General features: G+C 67.9%; 19 protein-coding genes and 1 tRNA gene. 8 read left to right on the top strand and 12 right to left on the bottom strand.

Going from position 1 to position 19336, the window contains the following annotated elements; all coding sequences use genetic code 11:
- Window positions 1-25 precede the first annotated feature (25 nt).
- The 3 genes from DIE21_RS33360 to alr all read right to left on the bottom strand — a co-directional run bounded on the left by DIE21_RS33360 (window position 26) and on the right by alr (window position 2899).
- Window positions 26-292, bottom strand: a complete 267-nt coding sequence (locus DIE21_RS33360; protein WP_124501673.1) for a DUF2866 domain-containing protein — start codon at window positions 290-292, stop codon at window positions 26-28.
- 148 nt (window positions 293-440) lie between these two features.
- Window positions 441-1817, bottom strand: coding sequence for a DNA repair protein RadA (gene radA, locus DIE21_RS33355; protein WP_124501672.1), 1377 nt, complete (start codon window positions 1815-1817; stop codon window positions 441-443).
- Window positions 1818-1828: 11 nt separating this feature from the next.
- Window positions 1829-2899, bottom strand: a complete 1071-nt coding sequence (gene alr / locus DIE21_RS33350; RefSeq protein WP_124501671.1) for an alanine racemase — start codon at window positions 2897-2899, stop codon at window positions 1829-1831.
- Window positions 2900-3117: 218 nt separating this feature from the next.
- On the opposite strand from alr, the gene lplT reads away from it, so the two are divergent.
- Together lplT and thiD are read left to right on the top strand one after the other, a co-directional pair.
- On the top strand, window positions 3118-4425 hold the full coding sequence (lplT, locus tag DIE21_RS33345) for a lysophospholipid transporter LplT (protein ID WP_124501670.1): 1308 nt from the start codon (window positions 3118-3120) through the stop codon (window positions 4423-4425).
- A 58-nt stretch (window positions 4426-4483) separates the two neighbouring features.
- Complete coding sequence (gene thiD, locus DIE21_RS33340; RefSeq protein ID WP_124501669.1) at window positions 4484-5293, top strand: bifunctional hydroxymethylpyrimidine kinase/phosphomethylpyrimidine kinase; 810 nt, start codon at window positions 4484-4486, stop codon at window positions 5291-5293.
- Window positions 5294-5311: 18 nt separating this feature from the next.
- On the opposite strand, the gene DIE21_RS33335 is transcribed toward thiD, so the two are convergent.
- The 4 genes from DIE21_RS33335 to tsaB are packed head-to-tail and all read right to left on the bottom strand — an operon-like array spanning window position 5312 to window position 8559.
- Window positions 5312-6271, bottom strand: a complete 960-nt coding sequence (locus DIE21_RS33335) for a DUF1853 family protein (RefSeq protein ID WP_124501668.1) — start codon at window positions 6269-6271, stop codon at window positions 5312-5314.
- Complete coding sequence (locus DIE21_RS33330) at window positions 6268-7308, bottom strand: uracil-DNA glycosylase (RefSeq protein WP_124501667.1); 1041 nt, start codon at window positions 7306-7308, stop codon at window positions 6268-6270. The genes DIE21_RS33335 and DIE21_RS33330 overlap by 4 nt, the downstream gene beginning before the upstream one ends.
- Window positions 7295-7795 (bottom strand): ribosomal protein S18-alanine N-acetyltransferase, encoded by a 501-nt coding sequence (gene rimI, locus DIE21_RS33325; protein WP_124501666.1) that lies wholly within the window; start codon window positions 7793-7795, stop codon window positions 7295-7297. Before rimI ends, DIE21_RS33330 begins: the two co-directional genes overlap by 14 nt.
- A complete protein-coding gene (gene tsaB, locus DIE21_RS33320) occupies window positions 7792-8559 on the bottom strand; it encodes a tRNA (adenosine(37)-N6)-threonylcarbamoyltransferase complex dimerization subunit type 1 TsaB (RefSeq protein ID WP_124501665.1) in 768 nt (255 codons plus the stop codon). Before tsaB ends, rimI begins: the two co-directional genes overlap by 4 nt.
- 147 nt (window positions 8560-8706) lie before the next feature.
- Here tsaB and DIE21_RS33315 point away from each other — a divergent pair, with 147 nt between their 5' ends.
- From DIE21_RS33315 to aceA, 3 genes are all read left to right on the top strand, one after another.
- Window positions 8707-8976, top strand: coding sequence for an acyl-CoA-binding protein (locus DIE21_RS33315; protein ID WP_096507307.1), 270 nt, complete (start codon window positions 8707-8709; stop codon window positions 8974-8976).
- Window positions 8977-9334: 358 nt separating this feature from the next.
- Window positions 9335-10876 carry a DEAD/DEAH box helicase gene (locus tag DIE21_RS33310; RefSeq protein ID WP_124501664.1) on the top strand — a complete coding sequence of 514 codons (1542 nt, stop codon included), beginning with the start codon at window positions 9335-9337 and terminating at the stop codon, window positions 10874-10876.
- Between the two features lie 380 nt (window positions 10877-11256).
- On the top strand, window positions 11257-12564 hold the full coding sequence (gene aceA, locus DIE21_RS33305) for an isocitrate lyase (RefSeq protein ID WP_124501663.1): 1308 nt from the start codon (window positions 11257-11259) through the stop codon (window positions 12562-12564).
- Between the two features lie 177 nt (window positions 12565-12741).
- Here the strand turns inward: aceA and DIE21_RS33300 are convergent, their stop codons facing one another.
- Both DIE21_RS33300 and DIE21_RS33295 read right to left on the bottom strand, forming a co-directional pair.
- The gene (locus DIE21_RS33300) at window positions 12742-13176 is read right to left on the bottom strand and encodes a universal stress protein (RefSeq protein ID WP_006755353.1); all 435 of its coding nucleotides are present in this window, start codon (window positions 13174-13176) and stop codon (window positions 12742-12744) included.
- A 159-nt stretch (window positions 13177-13335) separates the two neighbouring features.
- Window positions 13336-14241: a LysR family transcriptional regulator gene (locus DIE21_RS33295; RefSeq protein ID WP_124501662.1), complete on the bottom strand. Its 906-nt coding sequence runs from the start codon at window positions 14239-14241 to the stop codon at window positions 13336-13338.
- 154 nt (window positions 14242-14395) lie between these two features.
- Here DIE21_RS33295 and DIE21_RS33290 point away from each other — a divergent pair, with 154 nt between their 5' ends.
- Both DIE21_RS33290 and aceB read left to right on the top strand, forming a co-directional pair.
- Window positions 14396-15157: a haloacid dehalogenase type II gene (locus DIE21_RS33290; protein ID WP_124501661.1), complete on the top strand. Its 762-nt coding sequence runs from the start codon at window positions 14396-14398 to the stop codon at window positions 15155-15157.
- Between the two features lie 67 nt (window positions 15158-15224).
- On the top strand, window positions 15225-16817 hold the full coding sequence (gene aceB / locus DIE21_RS33285; protein ID WP_124501660.1) for a malate synthase A: 1593 nt from the start codon (window positions 15225-15227) through the stop codon (window positions 16815-16817).
- Window positions 16818-16952: 135 nt separating this feature from the next.
- Here aceB and DIE21_RS33280 read toward each other — a convergent pair whose 3' ends face one another.
- A complete protein-coding gene (locus DIE21_RS33280; RefSeq protein WP_124501659.1) occupies window positions 16953-17366 on the bottom strand; it encodes a gamma-glutamylcyclotransferase in 414 nt (137 codons plus the stop codon).
- A gap of 310 nt (window positions 17367-17676) precedes the next feature.
- On the opposite strand from DIE21_RS33280, the gene DIE21_RS33275 reads away from it, so the two are divergent.
- Complete coding sequence (locus DIE21_RS33275) at window positions 17677-18555, top strand: helix-turn-helix domain-containing protein (RefSeq protein WP_124501658.1); 879 nt, start codon at window positions 17677-17679, stop codon at window positions 18553-18555.
- A gap of 22 nt (window positions 18556-18577) precedes the next feature.
- On the opposite strand, the gene DIE21_RS33270 is transcribed toward DIE21_RS33275, so the two are convergent.
- Window positions 18578-19042: a GNAT family N-acetyltransferase gene (locus tag DIE21_RS33270; protein WP_124501657.1), complete on the bottom strand. Its 465-nt coding sequence runs from the start codon at window positions 19040-19042 to the stop codon at window positions 18578-18580.
- 217 nt (window positions 19043-19259) lie between these two features.
- Window positions 19260-19336, bottom strand: a tRNA-Asp gene (locus tag DIE21_RS33265).

The raw sequence follows: 19336 nt of genomic DNA, 5'->3' as shown, positions 1-19336 counted from the left end.
GCCGTATGCCAAACCCGACTTCTGTTCAACGCCGCGGCAACGTATCGCGCGGCATCTGCTCGTCATCGCTCATCAGGTGACGGCGCCCTTCGGTCGGCCGGCGGATCGCCGCGGCGACCTCCGCTTCCGTCACGTCCTCGGACACGACCCGGCGCGCGAGACGCCCTTCGTCGTCGATCCACTCGACGATCCGGCATCCGCCGCCCCACGGCTGGACGATCGGCTCCGATACGCGGCAGCCGCGCAGGTTGTAAAGGCGTCCGCTCGGCGCTTCCCCATACTGTTTCAACATAGGTTCCCTTCGCATTGCGCGGTTCGACAACCCGGCAAAGGATAGGGAAAAGCGATGTCCGGCGGGTTACAGAAGCCTACATATTCTTTACAGCGAATTACGCGACACATCGCGGCCGGCCGGCACGCACGGCGCCGGCCACGCCCGGTCATTCGAGATCGCGCACGCGGTCGATCGCCTGCTCGATCCGCTCGACGGCCATCACATTCAGCCCTTCGATCGGCTGCTTCGGCGCATTCGCCTTCGGGATCAGCGCGGCGGTGAAACCGAGCTTCGCCGCCTCGCGCAGCCGCTCCTGCCCGCGCGGGGACGGCCGGATCTCGCCTGCCAGCCCCACTTCGCCGAACACGATCAGGCCCTTCGGCAGCGCCTTGTTGCGCATCGACGAATGGATCGCGAGCAGCACCGCGAGGTCGGCGGCCGGCTCGGTGATCTTCACGCCGCCCACCGCGTTCAGGAACACGTCCTGGTCGAAACACGCGATGCCCGCGTGCCGGTGCAGAACAGCGAGCAGCATCGCCAGCCGGTTCTGCTCGAGGCCGACCGCGAGCCGGCGCGGGTTCGGCACGTGCGCCGTGTCGACGAGTGCCTGGACTTCGACGAGCAGCGGGCGCGTGCCCTCCTGCGTGACGAGCACGCAGGAGCCCGGCACGACCTGCTCGTGCTGCGACAGGAACAGCGCGGACGGGTTCGCGACGCCGCGCAGCCCGCGCTCGGTCATCGCGAACACGCCGAGCTCGTTGACCGCGCCGAAGCGGTTCTTGAACGCGCGCACGAGCCGGAACGACGAATGGGTGTCGCCCTCGAAGTACAGCACCGTGTCGACGATGTGCTCGAGCACGCGCGGGCCCGCGAGGTTGCCCTCCTTCGTCACGTGTCCGACCATGATGATCGCGGTGCCGGACTGCTTCGCGATGCGCGTGAGCTGCGCCGCGCATTCGCGCACCTGCGCGACCGAGCCGGGCGCCGACGTCAGCGCTTCCGAATAGACGGTCTGGATCGAGTCGATGACGGCGACGTCCGGGCGTTCCGCGTCGATCGCGGCCTGGATCTTCTCGAGCTGGATCTCCGCGAGCAGCTTGAGCTCGGCCGCCGGCGCGCCGCCATCGAGCAGCGCGAGCCGTTGCGCGCGCAACGCGATCTGCGCGGCCGATTCCTCACCGCTGATATAGAGTGCGCGCCGCTCGTTCGCGATGTCCGCGAGCGACTGCAGCAGCAGCGTCGACTTGCCGATGCCCGGATCGCCGCCGATCAGCACGACGCCTCCCGGCACCAGCCCGCCGCCCAGCACGCGATCGAATTCGCCGATGCCGGTGGAGAAGCGCGGCACGTCGGCCGCCTCGATGTCGACGAGCCGCTGCACCGGCGCCCGCTTCGCGAGCGACTGGAAGCGATGGGCGGCCGGCGACTCGGCGACCGATTCGACGAGGGTGTTCCAGGCCTGGCACGACGGGCATTGCCCCTGCCACTTCGGGGTTTGTCCGCCGCACTCGCTGCAGACGTAGACGGTTTTCTGTTTGGCCACGCGAACTGCCCTTATTCCGCGCGCACCGGTACGCGGCCAGCGACCGCGCACATCAGTTCATAGCCGATGGTCCCGCAATGGCGCGCGACGTCGTCGATCGGCAGCGCGGTGCCCCACAGCTCGACCCGCGCGCCGACACCGGCCTGCGGGCACGGGGTCAGGTCGACGGTAATCATGTCCATCGACACGCGCCCGACGATCCGCGTGCGGATCCCGTCGACGATCACCGGCGTGCCTTCGGGCGCGACGCGCGGATAACCGTCCGCGTAGCCGCACGCGACGACGCCGATGCGCATCTGCGTTTGCGCGGAGAACGTCGAGCCATAGCCGATCGCCTGCCCCTTCGCGATCGTCTGAACCGCGATCAGCTCGGACGCGAGCGTCATCGCGGGCTTCAGCCCCGAGTCGGCGATATCGGCCGACAGCCCCGACGGCGACGCGCCGTACAGCATGATCCCCGGCCGCACCCAGTCGAAGTGGGTATCCGGATGCCACAGCACGGCCGCCGAATTCGCGACGCTGCGCGCCCCGGCGATGTTTTCCGCGCCGCGCTCGAATGTCGCGAGCTGGTCGGCGACGCCGCGCGCGTTGTCGGCGTCCGAAAAATGGGTCATCAAGGTGATCTGGCCGATGCCGTGGCACGCGCGGGCACGCTCCCACGCGGCGCGATATTTTTCCGGCGTGTAACCGAGCCGGTTCATCCCGCTGTTCATCTTGAGCTGCACGTTGACGGGCTTCGACAGCCGCGCCGTCTCCAGCATCCGCATCTGTTCGTCGTTGTGGACGGTGGTCGTCAGGCTGTAGCGGTCGATCACGTCGATGTCGGTCGAACGGAAGAAACCTTCGAGCAGCAGGATCGGGCCGGCCCAGCCGAGCTCGCGCAACTTCACGGCCTCGTCGAGGTCGAGCAGGCCGAAGCCGTCGGTGCCGCGCAGGCCCGGAAACGCACGCGCGAGACCGTGGCCGTACGCGTTGGCCTTGACGACCGCCCAGACCTTGGACGGGCCGGCAAACCGGCGGACGACGGAGAGATTGTTCGCGAGAGCGGCGGTATGGATGGTGGCGGAGATCGGGCGCGGCATGGGAAATTTACGTAAAGACGCTTGCGAATCATCAGCTTACCGCGCCTTTTGAGCACTGAAGCCGACAATTTGCGGAACGATCGGGGAATCTTGCTAGTCCGAACTGGCGTATTTTCATGTTATAAAGCCGTGCGCACAACCCATTTCGAACGGAATAAGCCGATCGCATACCAGGCGGCCTACGCGGCCCTGCCGCAGCGACGAAAGCATCGCATCAGATGAAAAAAGGTTTTTACACCATCATGGCCGCGCAGTTTTTCTCGTCGTTGGCCGACAATGCGCTTCTCATCGCCGCCATCGCCCTGCTGAAAGACCTCCACGCCCCCAACTGGATGACACCGCTGCTCAAGCTGTTCTTCGTGTTGTCCTATGTGGTGCTGGCGGCTTATGTCGGTGCGTTCGCCGATTCGCGTCCGAAGGGGCGCGTGATGTTCATCACCAACTCGATCAAGGTGGTCGGCTGCCTGATCATGCTGTTCGGCGCCCACCCGCTGATCGCGTACGGGATCGTCGGGTTCGGCGCCGCGGCCTACTCGCCCGCGAAATACGGCATTCTGACCGAGTTGCTGCCGGCCGACCGGCTCGTCGCCGCGAACGGCTGGATCGAAGGCACGACTGTCAGCTCGATCATCCTCGGCACCGTGCTCGGCGGTGCGCTGATCAGCCCGCACATCGCGTCGCACGTGATCGCGCACACGCCCGCCTGGATCAGCACGCCCGCCGAAGCAGCGATGGCGATCATCATGGCAATCTACGTGATCGCCGCCATCTTCAACCTGCGGATTCCCGATACCGGCGCGCGCTACCCGAAGCAGGAGCGCGGCCCGGTCAAGCTCCTCACCGATTTCGCCGACTGTTTCATGGTGCTCTGGCGCGACAAGCTCGGCCAGATCTCGCTCGCGGTCACGACGCTGTTCTGGGGCGCGGGCGCGACGCTGCAGTTCATCGTGCTGAAGTGGGCCGAAGTCTCGCTCAACATGTCGCTGTCCGAAGGCGCGATCCTGCAGGCCGTGGTGGCGGTCGGCGTCGCGGGCGGCGCGATCGCCGCCGCCGCGCGAATCCCGCTGAAGAAGTCGCTCACTGTCCTGCCCGTCGGCATCATCATGGGCATCGCGGTCATGCTGATGGCGTTCTACACGCGCGACCTGTTCCCGTCGCACTGGGCCGTGCACTTCGGCCACCTGCGCATGCCGGTGTACCTGATCGTCGCGTACATCTTCCTGGTCTGCGTCGGCGCGCTGTCGGGCTATTTCGTGGTTCCGATGAACGCGCTGCTGCAGCATCGCGGTCACGTGCTGCTGTCGGCCGGCCACTCGATCGCGGTGCAGAACTTCAACGAGAACCTGTCGGTGCTCGTGATGCTGTGCCTGTATGCGGTGCTGGTCTGGCTCGACGTGCCGGTCGGCGTCGTGATCGTGCTGTTCGGCACGTTCGTCTGCCTGACGATGTGGCTCGTGATGCGCCGCCACCAGGCGAACCAGCGTCAGTTCGACTCGGTCGCGCTGATCGGCGAATCGCGGCACTGACGCTACACTTCCGGTTTCCGTCCGTCGGCGCCGGTCTTCGCACCGGCGCCTTGCCATCATGACGCACCCGATACCCAACGTCCTGACGATCGCCGGCTCCGACTCGGGCGGCGGCGCAGGTATCCAGGCCGACCTCAAGACCTTCTCCGCGCTCGGCGCGTACGGCGCGAGCGTGATCACCGCGCTGACCGCGCAGAACACGCGCGGCGTGAGCGGCGTGCACGCGCCGGACGCCGCGTTCGTGACCGCGCAGCTCGACGCGGTGTTCGACGACATCCGCATCGACGCGGTCAAGATCGGCATGCTCGCGAACGCGGCGATCGTGCACGCGGTGGCCGACGCGCTGCGGCGTTACGCGCCGCGCTTCGTCGTGCTCGATACGGTGATGATTTCGAAGAGTTCGCACGCGCTGCTCGCGCCCGACGCCGTCGATGCGCTGCGCGACGCGCTGCTGCCGCTCGCGACCGTCGTCACGCCGAACCTGCCGGAAGCGGCCGCCCTGCTCGGCGATACGCCCGCGACGACCGAAGACGACATGGTCCGGCAGGGCCACGCGCTGCTGCAGACCGGCGCGCACGCCGTGCTGATGAAAGGCGGCCACCTGCCCGACGCGGCAGCGAGCCCCGACTGGCTCGTCGATGCGACGCATACGGTGCGGTTCGACGGCACCCGCGTGCCGGCCAGCAACACGCACGGCACGGGCTGCACGCTGTCGTCGGCGATCGCCGCGCTACTGCCGCAGCAGCCCGATCTCGACAGCGCGGTACGCGAAGCGAAGGTCTACCTGACCGGCGCGATCGCCGCGAGCGGCCGGCTCGACGTCGGCCACGGCGTCGGCCCGGTCCATCACTTCCATCGCTGGTGGTAAACGCCGGCTGACGCGGCGTCAGTGGTCCTGCGCGGCAAACGCCTGCGCGCGCGCCGGCCAGTCGTCCGGCACGATGAAGCCGCGCGCCATCTCCCGCCATACGCCGCCGGCGTCCTGTCGATGGACGCCGATCAGCGCGGGCGCCTGGCGCGCCGTCAATACAGAGGGCAGCGCAAGCGAATGCGCCAGCGGTTCGGGCGCGGCATCGGCCGCCATCCGCCGCGGCGCGAGCCATGCGAGGCGCGCCAGCACGCTCCACGCCGCACCGTCGGGTTGCGCGGCCGCCCAGGCCGGCCACTGCGCATGCGTGAGCCAGAAGCCGCGCGGATGATCGGCCGCGATTTCCGCGGAGACCGGCGGCAGCGGCACGCCGTGCGGATAGAACAGCCAGCCCTTGATGAACATTTGCGCATCGGACGGCGCACCGTAGCCGAGCAGCGCAAACCCGTGGCGATCGCTCAGCCGCAGCTGATGCTCGAGCAGCCGGCTGCGCTTGCGATCGAGGCGGTCGACGAGATTCGGACCAACGAAGTCCGCGAGCGATGCGCCGCCCTGCACCGGCGCGCACAGGTAGCACTTCACCGCGAGTTCCCAGTGCAGGCGCTGCCCGCCCGGAGCATCGACGAGGAAATCGACCTCGCCAAGCGTCTTGCCGTTGCTGCGCAGCGGCAGGTTGGCGGCGACGAGCCGCAGCGACGGCCCGTGCGTGAGGAAATATTCGAGCAGGCATTCGGCATAACGGCCGAGCCGCACGGGCCGCAGCCCGTCGAGCGCGCGGTGCAGCGGCTCGGGCGCGGCATCGAGCGCGACGAGCCATGCTTCGACGGCCACCCGCTCGACCGCATCCGACCACGGGTGCGCGAGCGGTGCGCCGGGCGCCGCGGTGAGCAGGCTCGGGCTCGCGAGGAGCCAGCCCAGATCGCGGACCGCGGCATCGCGCAGCGTATCGACGAACGCGAGCGCCGCGCCGCGCGTCATTGTCCGGCCGGCCCGTTCGCGTCGGCGTCTCCGGCCCGCTGGAACGTATCGCGCGCCAGGCACAGGTCGGCCCACGCCTTCGACTTGTCCTGCAGGCTGCGCAGCAGGTACGCAGGGTGGTAGGTGACGATCACCGGCACGCTTTCGTACGTGTGCACGCGACCGCGCAGCGATGCGATGCTCGCGTCCGTCTTCAGCAGCGTCTGCGCGGCGAAGCGGCCGAGCGCGACGATCAGCTTCGGCTTCACGAGCGCGACCTGGCGCTGCAGGTACGGCTCGCAGCGCGCGACCTCGTCGGGTTCCGGATTGCGGTTGCCGGGCGGCCGGCACTTGATCACGTTCGCGATGTAGACGTTGTCGCCGCGTTTGAGCGCCAGCGACTGCAGCATGTTGTCGAGCAGCTTGCCGGCCTGGCCGACGAACGGCTCGCCCTGCTTGTCCTCGTTCTCGCCCGGCGCTTCGCCGATCAGCATCCAGTCCGCTTCACGATCGCCGACACCGAACACGGTATTGGTGCGCTTCTCGCAGAGGCGGCAGCTCGTGCACTCGGCGACGCGAGCGGCGAGCGTATCCCAGTCGAGCATCGCCACCGGCGTCGCGGCAGGACGCGATTCGGCCGGTGGCAGCGGATCGCCGGGCGGCGCCGCGTCGAACCAGGCGAAATCGTCTTCGGCGACCGGCGGCATGTCGTCCGCGGCGGCCGGCGCGGGCTTGACGGACGCACGATCGTCGTCGATCGCGGCACGCGGCGCTCCACCCGCTTCGCCGGCCCGAGCCGCATCGCGGGTTCCGCCGACCGGCGGCGTATCGTCACGTGCGAGCGCGCGCGTCGCGGACGGCTGCGCGTCACGAGGCTGCTCCACCACCGGCCGCGGCGCTGCCGCGACGGTTGCGGCCGCAACGGCGGACACGTCGTCCGCCGCGCCGGAAGCCGCAGCAGGCGCGGCGTCCTCCTCAGCGCTTTCCGCGCGCTGCCCGCGCCGCACCCAGATCTGCGCGAGACCCATTTCCTCGAGCGCTGCTTCAGCCCACGCCATGCACGTCCCCTTCGTCCTTGTTCAGCGTCAGACGCATCACGATCGCGTCCTCCCGGCTGCGATGCCGCGCCGGATAGTAGTTCTTGCGCCGGCCGATCGTCACGAAGCCGAAGCGCTCGTACAGATGGATCGCGCGCTGATTGGACGGCCGCACCTCGAGCAGCACGCCGTCGAGCCGCTCCGCGCGCGAGATCCGCACGGCTTCGCGCAGCAGCGCGAGGCCCGCGCCCGACTGCTGGGCGGCCGGGGCGACACACAGGTTCAGCAGGTGCATCTCGTCGATCACCGGCATCAGCACGCTATAGCCGACGAGCGCGCCCGTCACGTGCCGCAGGCATACGCCGAAATAGCCGTTGCGCAGCGAATCCTCGAAGTTGCCGCGGCTCCACGGGAATTCGTACGCGACCTGCTCGATCGCGACGACCTCGTCGAGATCGGTGTCGGTCATCGGCGACAAATAGCGGTCGCTCAACAGTACGCCCGTCATCCTTTCGTTCCGCCCGTCTGCGCCGCGCGCGCAGCGAGGCGCTCGGCGGTGGTCTGCGCGACCTTGTCGCGCACGTACTCCGGCGCGGCCTGGTCGGCCGGCACCGTACGGCCGGCGCGGAACGCCCGCAGCGCGGCATGCGCGACCGCCAGCGCATGCGGCAGCGCGTCGCCGTCGATCACGGCTGCCGCGGCGGCGGCCGGCAACAGCGCGCCGAACGCGGCAGCCGCGTTGCCCGCGAGCGTAAACGGCACGTCGGGCACGCCGACGGCGCCCGGCGCATCGAGCGACGCCGGATGCAGCGTGCGCCAGTCGCCCGCCTGGTCGTCCCACGCGAAGTCGGCCCAGTACGCTTCGTCCATCCGCGCATCGAGCGCGGCCAGCACGCGCGTCGTGCCGGGCGCGCGCAGCCGCGCGTGCTCGGCGCACGCGAGCAGCGTGCTGACCGGCACGACCGGCAGCCCGCGCCCGAACGCGAGCCCCTGGGTAATGCCGGTCGCGGTACGCAGGCCGGTGAACGAGCCGGGGCCCGCACCGAACGCGATCGCGTCGCAGTCGGCGAACGAAAGGCCGGATTCGGTGAAGAGCTCCTGGATGGCCGGCAGCACGCGCGTGCTCGACACGGCGCCCGTCAGTTCGTGGCGGACCCAGGCTTGGGAGTGGGAAACGGCGTCATCGGCCTGAGCCGAGCGCAGCAGCGCGACCGAGCAATATTCGGTCGACGTATCGATGGCGAGGAGCACTGTTTGCGTCATGGCCGACATTGTAATGCGGCGCCCCGCTCCCACGGGCGATCGAACCCGATCGCGGTGCGCGCGCCGCGCCACCGGCGGTTTGGAAGGATCGCTCGACCCCGCGCAGCGTTGCGCTTGTTAAGATCGGCCGACTTGAAACCCTTACGGAGACACACGATGAGCGAACTCACCGCCCAATTCGACCAGGCCCAGGTCGACGTCAAGCAACTGACCGAGCGACCGGGCAACCTGACCCTGCTGCGCCTGTACGCGCTCTTCAAGCAAGCGACGGACGGCGACGCGCACGGCGACAAGCCGGGCTTCACCGACATCGTCGGCAAGTACAAGTACGACGCGTGGGATGCGCTGAAAGGCACGTCGCAGGATGCGGCGAAGCAGCAGTACATCGAGCTCGTCGAATCGCTGAAGAACGGCACGGCGTCCTGACCTGCCCCTCCAGCCGCAATAGGCAATCAAATCAGTGGCGCAGCGCAGCAAATTTCTTTATAATGCGGCCTGCGTCACCTCCGCGCTCGGCTCGCAAGCCGTTCCGGCCCGACGCCTCGTAGCGTTAAGCTCCAATCCGGTTTAGAACCTGTCCCCTCCTGCTTCGACCCTCGCGGTCGTCACTTATCAGGCTGGCGGCCCCGCTCCAGAAGCGCGCCGCACCCAAAACAGCTTCTAATGCCTCATCCGCCGACGGTTCGGCGGATTGCACCCGTTTCCCGATTTGCTCGCTGAATCCGACGACTTGGGTATGCGCGATTGGCGCCGACGTTTCACCCACTGTGTTTCAAGGATTGTTATGACTTCGAGCATCAACACCAGCCCGCTCAACGCGATCGCCGACCAGGCGCTCGGTCTCGACGCCGCCGCACCGGCCGCAGTCGAACCGGCGTCGGACGAGCCGACTTTCGCGTCGCTCGGGCTGTCGCCGGAGATCGTCTCCGCGCTGCAGGCCGCCGGCTACGCCAAGCCGACGCCGGTCCAGCAGCGCGCGATTCCGGCCGGCATCGCCGGTCGGGACCTGCTGGTATCGAGCCCGACCGGTTCGGGCAAGACGGCCGCATTCATGCTGCCCGCGATCGAACGTTTCGCGCAGCTCCAGAAGACGCAGGCGCAGCAACCGCGTGCGCCGCGTGACCCGAACCAGGGCGACCGCCGTGCGCGCCGCCCGCAGCCCGTCGCCCGCCCGGGCCTGCTCGTGCTGACGCCGACCCGTGAACTCGCGATGCAGGTCACCACGGCCGCGTCGACCTACGGCAAGCACCTGAAGCGCCTGCGCACCGTCAGCATCCTCGGCGGCGTCGCCTACGGCCAGCAGCTGATGCTGCTCGCGAAGAACCCCGAGATCCTGGTCGCCACGCCCGGCCGCCTGCTCGACCACCTCGAGCGCGGCCGCATCGACCTGTCCGAGCTGAAGATGCTCGTGCTCGACGAAGCCGACCGCATGCTCGACATGGGCTTCATCGACGACATCGAGACGATCGTCGCCGCGACGCCCGAGTCGCGCCAGACGATGCTGTTCTCGGCCACGCTCGACGGCAAGATCGGTTCGCTGACGAGCCGCCTGCTGAAGGATCCGGAGCGCATCGAGATCCAGCAGCGCCTCGAATCGCGCGCGAACATCGCGCAGACCGTGCACTACGTCGACGACCGCGATCACAAGGATCGCCTGCTCGATCATCTGCTGCGCGACGACGCACTCGACCAGGCAATCATCTTCACGGCGACCAAGATCGACGCCGACCAGCTCGCCGGCCGTCTCGCCGATGCGGGCTTCGAGTCGGCGGCACTGCACGGCGACCTGCCGCAGGGCGCGCGCAACCGCACGATCCGTGCGCTGCGCGAGCGCCGCGTGCGCGTGCTGGTCGCGACCGACGTCGCGGCCCGCGGCATCGACATCCCGGGCATCACGCACGTGTTCAACTACGACCTGCCGAAGTTCGCGGAAGACTACGTGCACCGTATCGGCCGCACGGGCCGGGCCGGCCGTTCGGGCACCGCGGTGAGCCTCGTGCACCACGCCGAACAGGGCGCGCTCAAGCGCATCGAGCGCTTCGTGCGCTCGCCGCTGCCGGTCAACGTGATCGAAGGCTTCGAGCCGCGCAAGGCGCCCCCGCGCAACGATCGCGGCACCGGCGGCCGCGGCCGTCCGGGCGGCGGTAACGGCGGTCGTCGTTTCGGCGGCAAGCCGGGCGGCGGTTACGGCGGCAACGGCCGCAGCTACGGCGGCGGCAATGGCGGCGGCTGGAGCGGCAAGCCGGGCGGCAGCCGCGACGGCGGCGGCCCGCGTCGCGACGGCCAGCGCAGCAGCGGCCCGCGCCGCGGCAACTCGGCGTCGTAAGCACGCCCGGGCGGCCCTCCGGCCGCCCCGCCCATCCGGCAAACCGGCGCACCCGCGCCGGTTTTTTTTCGTCCCGCACCAAATTTCACGATGCGGAAAATTTTTTTGCGTCGTAAAAAATCATGCTGCGCGGCACAACCTTGTGATTGCGAGATGGGAAAAATTGTTTCTTATTGTGAAATAAGATCCACAACCAATTGATTAATAAAGATTAAAAAGTTTCAAACTTCCTGATACAGCCCCTGTTTCATCGCGATCGGTTTGCCTAGACTCTTATACAAGACTTCACGAAACGGCACGCGTCCCGCCCCGCTTCGAGAACAGCATCACCATCGTCCGGTTCGACCCATCAGGCAACACACCGCATCAAGGAGCTCATCATGTCGCGACATCAACAGGCACAGGAACTGCAAAAGCAATGGGAAACCGATCCGCGCTGGAAGGGCATCAAGCGCGGCTACACGGCTGAGGACGTGGTTCGCCTGCGCGGCTCGATCGTCGTCGAGCACACGCTGGCCAAGCGCGGCGCGGAAAAGCTGTGGCACCTCATCAACGAAGAGCCGTTCGTCAACGCGCTCGGTGCGCTGACCGGCAACCAGGCAATGCAGCAGGTGAAGGCCGGCCTCAAGGCGATCTACCTGTCGGGCTGGCAAGTGGCCGGCGACGCGAACGTCGCGGGCGAAATGTACCCGGACCAGTCGCTGTACCCGGCGAACTCGGTGCCGCTCGTCGTCAAGCGCATCAACAACACGCTGACGCGTGCCGACCAGATCCAGTGGTCGGAAGGCAAGAACCCGGGCGACGAAGGCTACGTCGATTTCTTCGCGCCGATCGTCGCGGACGCGGAAGCCGGCTTCGGCGGCGTGCTGAACGCATTCGAACTGATGAAGGCGATGATCGAGGCGGGCGCATCGGGCGTCCACTTCGAGGACCAGCTCGCGTCGGTGAAGAAGTGCGGCCACATGGGCGGCAAGGTGCTCGTGCCGACGCGTGAAGCCGTCGCGAAACTGTCGGCGGCGCGCCTCGCGGCCGACGTGATGGGCACGCCGACCGTGCTGGTCGCGCGGACCGACGCGGAAGCGGCGGACCTGATCACGTCCGACATCGACGACAACGACAAGCCGTTCCTGACGGGCGAGCGTACGGTCGAAGGCTTCTTCCGCACGAAGCCGGGTATCGAGCAGGCGATCTCGCGCGGCCTCGCGTACGCACCGTACGCCGACCTGGTCTGGTGCGAAACGGGCAAGCCGGATCTCGAGTATGCGAAGAAGTTCGCGGAGGCGATCCACAAGCAGTTCCCGGGCAAGATGCTGTCGTACAACTGCTCGCCGTCGTTCAACTGGAAGAAGAACCTCGACGACGCGACGATCGCGAAGTTCCAGAAGGAACTCGGCGCGATGGGCTACAAGTTCCAGTTCATCACGCTGGCCGGCTTCCATGCGCTGAACTACTCGATGTTCAACCTCGCGCACGGCTATGCCCGCACGCAGATGAGCGCGTTCGTCGAACTGCAGCAGGCCGAGTTCGCGGCGGCCGACAAGGGCTTCACGGCCGTCAAGCACCAGCGCGAAGTCGGCACCGGCTACTTCGACGCGGTGACGCAGACGGTCGAGCGCGAAGCATCGACGACCGCGCTGCACGGCTCGACCGAAGACGAACAGTTCTTCGACGGCAAGAAGGTCGCGTAACGCGCGCCGGCGGCACGGAACAATAATCAGGGAGGAGACGGCAGGCGCGCGGTGATCCGCGCGACCCGCCGCGCGGCCTGCGGCCGCCAGCCATGACGCGCGCCGGCTTCGTCCGGCGCGCCTTTTTTCAGCGGTGCTGCCGAGCTGCCGCTCGCGCGGCCAGGGACAACGTCGCCGCTACCGATAGACGATCACCGGAATTTTCGTATGGGTCAGCACGCGCTGCGTTTCGCTGCCGATCAGCAGGCTGCCGAGCCCGCGGCGTCCGTGCGACGCCATGAAGATCACGTCGCAGCCGCCGCGTTCCGCCGCTTCGATGATGCCGAGGTACGGCGACGGATGCACGCTCGTCCAGCTGTCGCAGACGACGCCGGCCGCCTTCGCGGCCGCCTGCACCTCGTCGAGGTGTGCTCGCGCCTCACGCTCGCTGCGCGCCCGGAAATCGGCGGGCGGCTCGATGATCACTTCGGAAAACGGCGAGTACGGATACTGCGGCAGGCACGCATAGGCCGTGACCTGCGCGCCGACCGCACGCGCCAGATCGATCGCGCCGTCGATTGCCTTCTGCGACAGTTCGGAACCGTCGGTTGGAACGAGGATGTGCCGGAACATCGCGCCCTCCTGCGTCAGACGCACCGCGCGCGCCGCGAACCCATGCGAGCCGGCCCCGGCGCGTCGCGCATGCCAGTTTCGATTGTAGTGCGCGAAACCGGGCGACCGGCGCCGTCAGCGGGTTCGCCCTCATATCGGAAACGCGCGGGCGGGCGCGCCCTACTCGCCCCAATACCCCGGCCGCTCGTACGTATGTTTCAGGTAATCGAGAAACAGCCGCACGCGCAGCGGCAGGTGGCGGCGCTGCGGAAACACCGCGTGGATGCCGATCGGCGGCGCGGCGAACGCATCGAGCACGCTGACAAGGCGGCCCGCCGCGATGTCGTCGCCGACCTCCCACCACGATCGCCATGCCAGGCCGTAGCCGGCAAGGCACCACTCGTGCAGCACCGCACCGTCCGAGCATTCCATCGTGCCGTTCACGCGAATCGACACGACCTTGCCGTCTTCCTGGAACGCCCAGCCGCGCTGCTGGTTCGCATTCGCGGCAAGGGCGAGGCAGTTGTGGCGTGCGAGTTCGGCGAGTGTGGCAGGCGTGCCGCGCCGCTCGAGATACGCCGGAGACGCGACGCACACGCGCCGGTTCTCGCCGAGTTTCAGCGACACCAGCGACGAATCGGGCAGTTCGCCGAGCCGCACCGCGCAATCGAACCCTTCGTTGACGAGGTCGACCATCCGGTCGGACAGGTCGAGCGTGACCGATACGTCCGGATGCGCGCCGCTGAACTCGGGCACGAGCGGCGCGACGTGGCGCCGCCCGAAGCCGGCCGGCGCGGAAATGCGCAGGTGGCCGCTCGCCTTCACACCGCCGGCGGACACGCTCGCCTCCGCGTTCTGCATGTCGTTGATGATCCGCTGGCAGTCCTCGAGGAAGGCCGAGCCCTCGAAGGTCAGCGTGAGCTTGCGCGTCGTGCGCACCAGCAGCTTGACGCCGAGCCGCTCCTCGAGCGCGTCGAGGCGGCGGCCGATGATCGCCGGCGCGACGCCTTCCGCGTGAGCGGCCGCCGACAGGCTGCCCTTCGCCGCGACCGCGGCGAACGTTTCGATCTGTTTGAACCGGTCCATGACTCGAAAGAACGACGTTCCCGCCCTTCAAATAGCTTAAGCGGCTCAAGATTAGGTATATGAAAGTAAAAGATCAAGTGATGATTAGCGTCTTTTTTAGTACATGTGATCACGAATAGAATCGACCCGACCTCTGAAACTGGAGCGCAAGGCTATGTCGGCCACAACGACACTCTCCTCTCCCGACGCCATCCTCTTCGACGCATTCGGCACGTTGTTCGACGTGCATGCGGTCGTGGCCGCGGCAGAGCAGATGTTTCCCGGTCACGGGGACCGCTTGTCGCAGCTGTGGCGACGCAAGCAAATCGAATATTCGCAGTTGCGCACGCTCGCCGATCCGGCCGGCGCCCGCTATCGCCCGTTTCGCGACATCACGCTCGACGCGCTGCGGTTCGCCGCACGCGTACTCGGCCTCGCGCTGAACAGCGCGGCCGAGAAGCGGCTGATGGACGAATACGCGTGCCTGTCCACCTATCCCGACACGGTGCCCGCGCTGCGCAAGCTGCGCGCGCTCGAGCCGCGCCCGCCGCTCGCGATCCTGTCGAACGGCAACCCGCAGATGCTCGACATCGCGATCAAGAGCGCCGGCATGTCCGGCCTGTTCGATCGCGTGCTGTCGGCCGACACCGTGCGCGCGTACAAGCCGAGTCCTGCCGTCTATGCACTCGGCACCGCCGCGTTCGGCGCGAACCCGCGCGACATCGTGTTCGTGTCGTCGAACGCCTGGGACGTCGCGGGGGCCGCCTGGTTCGGCTACACGACGTTCTGGCTCAACCGCACGGGCGCGCCCGCCGAGGAACTCGGCGTGCCACCCGACGGCACCGGCAGCGGCATGGCCGATCTGCTCGCATTCCTCGCCACCCCGGCTCCGTCCGGCAGACCCGCAAACCGCGCGCGCCCCGGCCCGGGCGCATGACGTTCGCGGCGCTGCCGCCTTCCTCTTTCACCGAAACCGCAACTGACCGACCAAGGAGATGAGACTCATGAGCACCCCGATCACGCTGCCGCAAGGCATGGCGATCACCGGCGACATCAAGCCGGGTTACGAAGCGATCCTGACACCGGAAGCGCTCGCACTCGTCGCGGCGCTGCACCGCACGTTCGAGCCGCGCCGCCAGGTGCTGCTGCAAGCCCGTGTCGAGCGCACCAAGCGCCTCGACGCCGGCCAACGCCCCGATTTCCTGGCCGATACGAAGGCGATCCGCGAAGGCGACTGGAAGGTCGCGCCGCTGCCGGCCGACCTGCAATGCCGCCGCGTCGAGATCACCGGCCCCGTCGAGCGCAAGATGATCATCAACGCGCTGAACTCCGGCGCCGACTCGTACATGACGGACTTCGAGGATTCGAACGCGCCGAGCTGGACGAACCAGATCGACGGCCAGATCAACCTGAAGGACGCCGTGCGCCGCACGATCTCGCTCGAGCAGAACGGCAAGTCGTACCAGCTGAACGACAAGGTCGCGACGCTGATCGTGCGTCCGCGCGGCTGGCACCTCGATGAGAAGCACGTGACGGTCGACGGCCAGCGCGTGTCGGGCGGCATCTTCGATTTCGCGCTGTTCCTGTTCCACAACGCGAAGGAACTGATCGCGCGCGTCTCGGGCCCGTACTTCTACCTGCCGAAGATGGAAAGCCATCTCGAGGCGCGCCTGTGGAACGACATCTTCGTCGCGGCGCAGGAAGCGGTCGGCGTGCCGCGCGGCACGATCCGCGCGACGGTGCTGATCGAGACGATCCTCGCCGCGTTCGAGATGGACGAGATCCTGTACGAGCTGCGCGAACACAGCTCGGGCCTGAACGCCGGCCGCTGGGACTACATCTTCTCGGCGATCAAGAAGTTCAAGAACGATCGCGACTTCTGCCTGGCCGACCGCTCGAAGATCACGATGACGGTGCCGTTCATGCGTGCGTACGCGCTGCTGCTGCTGAAGACCTGCCACAAGCGCAACGCGCCGGCGATCGGCGGGATGAGCGCGCTGATTCCGATCAAGAACGATCCGGAAGCGAACGACAAGGCGATGGGCGGCGTGCGCTCGGACAAGCAGCGCGACGCAACCGACGGCTACGACGGCGGCTGGGTCGCGCACCCGGGCCTCGTGCCGATCGCGATGGAAGAATTCGTCAAGGTGCTCGGCGACAAGCCGAACCAGATCGCGAAGCAGCGCGACGACGTGCAGATCGAAGGCAAGAACCTGCTCGACTTCCAGCCTGAGGCGCCGATCACCGAAGCCGGCCTGCGCAACAACATCAACGTCGGCATCCACTATCTCGGCGCCTGGCTCGACGGCAACGGCTGCGTGCCGATCCACAACCTGATGGAAGACGCGGCCACCGCCGAAATCTCCCGCTCGCAGGTGTGGCAGTGGATCCGCTCGCCGAAGGGCGTGCTCGACGACGGCCGCAAGGTTACCGCGGAGCTCGTGCGCGCATTCGCGCAGGCGGAGCTCGACAACGTGAAGCGTTCGGTCGGCGGCAACACGCAGCCGTACGAGCGTGCCGCGGCGATCTTCGAACAGATGTCGACGTCGGAAGGCTTCACCGAATTCCTGACGCTGCCGCTGTACGAGGAAATCTGACGACGCGGGCCGGGTCCTGCCAGACCGGGTCGCCCCCGTCCTGCCCGCCGCCGGTCGCACGACCCGGCGGCATGAAAAAAAGCGCCCCGCGGGGCGCTTTTTCCTTTGCGGCGCGGCGGCTTGCCACGCGGGCGCTCAGGCGGCTTCCCGCTCGCGCCGGTGCTGAACCCAGTCGCCCGACGCGATGCGCGGACGGTCGGCTGCCGCGTGCGCGGCGACCGGATAGTAGACGCACGCGTACGTACGGCCGCCGAGTTCGACGGTCACCGGCTCCTGCCGGAACAGCGTGTCGACGCCTGGATAGACGCGCTCGATCTCGTCGAGCACGGGCACCAGCTGCTCGTCGATCTCGTAGACGTCGCCCCACACGAGCGACTGGCCGGCCGCCCCGGCGACCATGCCCGGGTAGGTGCCGAAATCATACAGTTCGCCCGGCAGCGCGGCCGCACCGAGCAGCGTCGGCGCGGCGATCCCGTGCCGCGCGGCCGCATAGCCGATGTCGTTGGCCTCTCCCGCTCTCAACGTGCCGTAGACGAATACGTAGCGCATCGTGGTTCTCCTCTTCGATTCAGGTGTTGCCGTGCCGGGCCGTCGCGGCCGCGCCGCGGGCATCGGCGTCCGTTGGCGCCGCTCGCGCGGAAACGCGCCCGCACGGGTAGACCGCGATCGCGGCCCGATGGTTCTTTTCGGCACGACGCGCTGTGCAGGCCAGAGCCCAGGCTTGCTGCCTGGCCGGAATGCGCACGGGCCCCATACAAAGTTCATTTGAACGGTGCATTATCGGCCGAAAAACCGCCGCATGCGCCCGCGCGGCGCCTTCTAAAATAACGGCATCGCCGCCGCGCCGACCGAATCGTCCATGAATCCGCCTGCCCAAGCCGACGCATCGAACCCCTACGACGTCATCGACATCCCGCCCGAGTTCGCGCCGACCCGCGTCCATCCGATGCGCGTCCGGGCGCGGCAGGTGGATGCCGGCCGCCGGATCCCGCTGCATACGCATGCATGGGCGCAGCTCGCGTATGCGTCGCGCGGCGTGCTGCGCGTCGCGACGACCGGGACGACGTGGATGGTGCCGCCGTCCCGCGCGATCTGGGTGCCACCGCACATCACGCACGAGGTCGTGATCGTCGAGGAGGCGTATTTGCGCACGCTGTATATCGACGAGTCGATCGTGCCGGACGGGCTCGACGCATGCCGGGTGGTCGAGGTGACGGGCTTGCTGCGCGAACTGATCGTCGCGCTCGACGCGCGCGACCTGAGCGACGCACGCGAGCGGCTGTTGTGCGGGCTCGTGCTCGACGAGCTGAGCCGCGCCGAACCGCTGCCGCTCGCAGTGCCGATGCCCGACGAGAAGCGGCTGCGCATGCTGTGCGAGTCGGTGCTCGCGCAACCGGCGCATGCGGAATCGCTCGAACACTGGGCGAGCGAGGTCGGCGCGAGCACGCGCACGATTTCGCGGCTCTTCAAGCAGGAACTGGGCGTGAGTTTTTCGCAGTGGCGACAGCAGGCGCTGCTCGCGCGCGCGATCCCGCTGTTGAACCAGGGGCGTCCGCTGTCGCATATCGCGCGCGAGCTCGGCTACCAGAGCCAGAGTGCGTTTTCAGCGATGTTCCGGCGCGCGTTCGGAGAAAGCCCGCGCGCATTCATGCTGCGCGGCTACGAGCACCGCGGCGCGGAAGACCGCAGCGCGGCGGACGATGCCCCCGATGACGACGCGATCGGCGCCGCCCGCTGACCGTCGCCGCGTCGTTACACGCTCAGACCGGACGCACCATGTGACGGATCGAGCCGAGCTGCGCCAGCCTCGGCCCGGTGACGCTGTAGCCCATCCGCTGGTAGAGCCGCGCGGCCGGATTGTCGACGAACACGCGCAACTGCAGTTCGTGCAGCCCACGGGCGCGTGCCCAGCGATGCGACATGTCGAGCATGTAGGTGCCGGCGCCCTGCCCGCGATGACCGGCTGCGATCTGCACGTCGCGAATGTGCAGCGAATCGCCCTCCTCGGTCACGCGCAGCACGCCGATGCGCTCGCCGTCGGCTTCGAGGATGAAGTTTTCGGATTCGCGCCAGCTCGCATAGAACAGGTCGCTGCGCCAGACGAGTCCGTGGCGCTTGTAATAGCCGCCCATGTTGCCGTGCGTCAGCGCCTCGGCGAACGGAAAATCGCCAGGCTCCGCAGGCCGGAGCTGATACAGCAATCGCAGGTCGGTCGGATCGAGCATCGCGCAGGGGTCAAGAACGCATTCCGCCACGATAGCGCAGTCTCGGGCGGATGCAATCGCGAATTTCTCGTAGCGGCGCGACCGGCGGAGCGCAGCCCTTCGAGTCCCGCCGGAAGCCGCGCAGGCGGCTTCCTCCACTCCGCAGTCACGCGCCCGCAAGCGGGCGCAACCGGCGATGCAAATGAAAAAGCCCGCGCAAGGCGGGCTTCTTCATTTTTGGCGGAGCGGACGGGACTCGAACCCGCGACCCCCGGCGTGACAGGCCGGTATTCTAACCGACTGAACTACCGCTCC

Source organism: Burkholderia sp. Bp9140 (assembly GCF_003853425.1).
Classification (GTDB): Bacteria; Pseudomonadota; Gammaproteobacteria; order Burkholderiales; family Burkholderiaceae; genus Burkholderia.
This window is presented reverse-complemented; position numbering and strand designations above follow the sequence as displayed.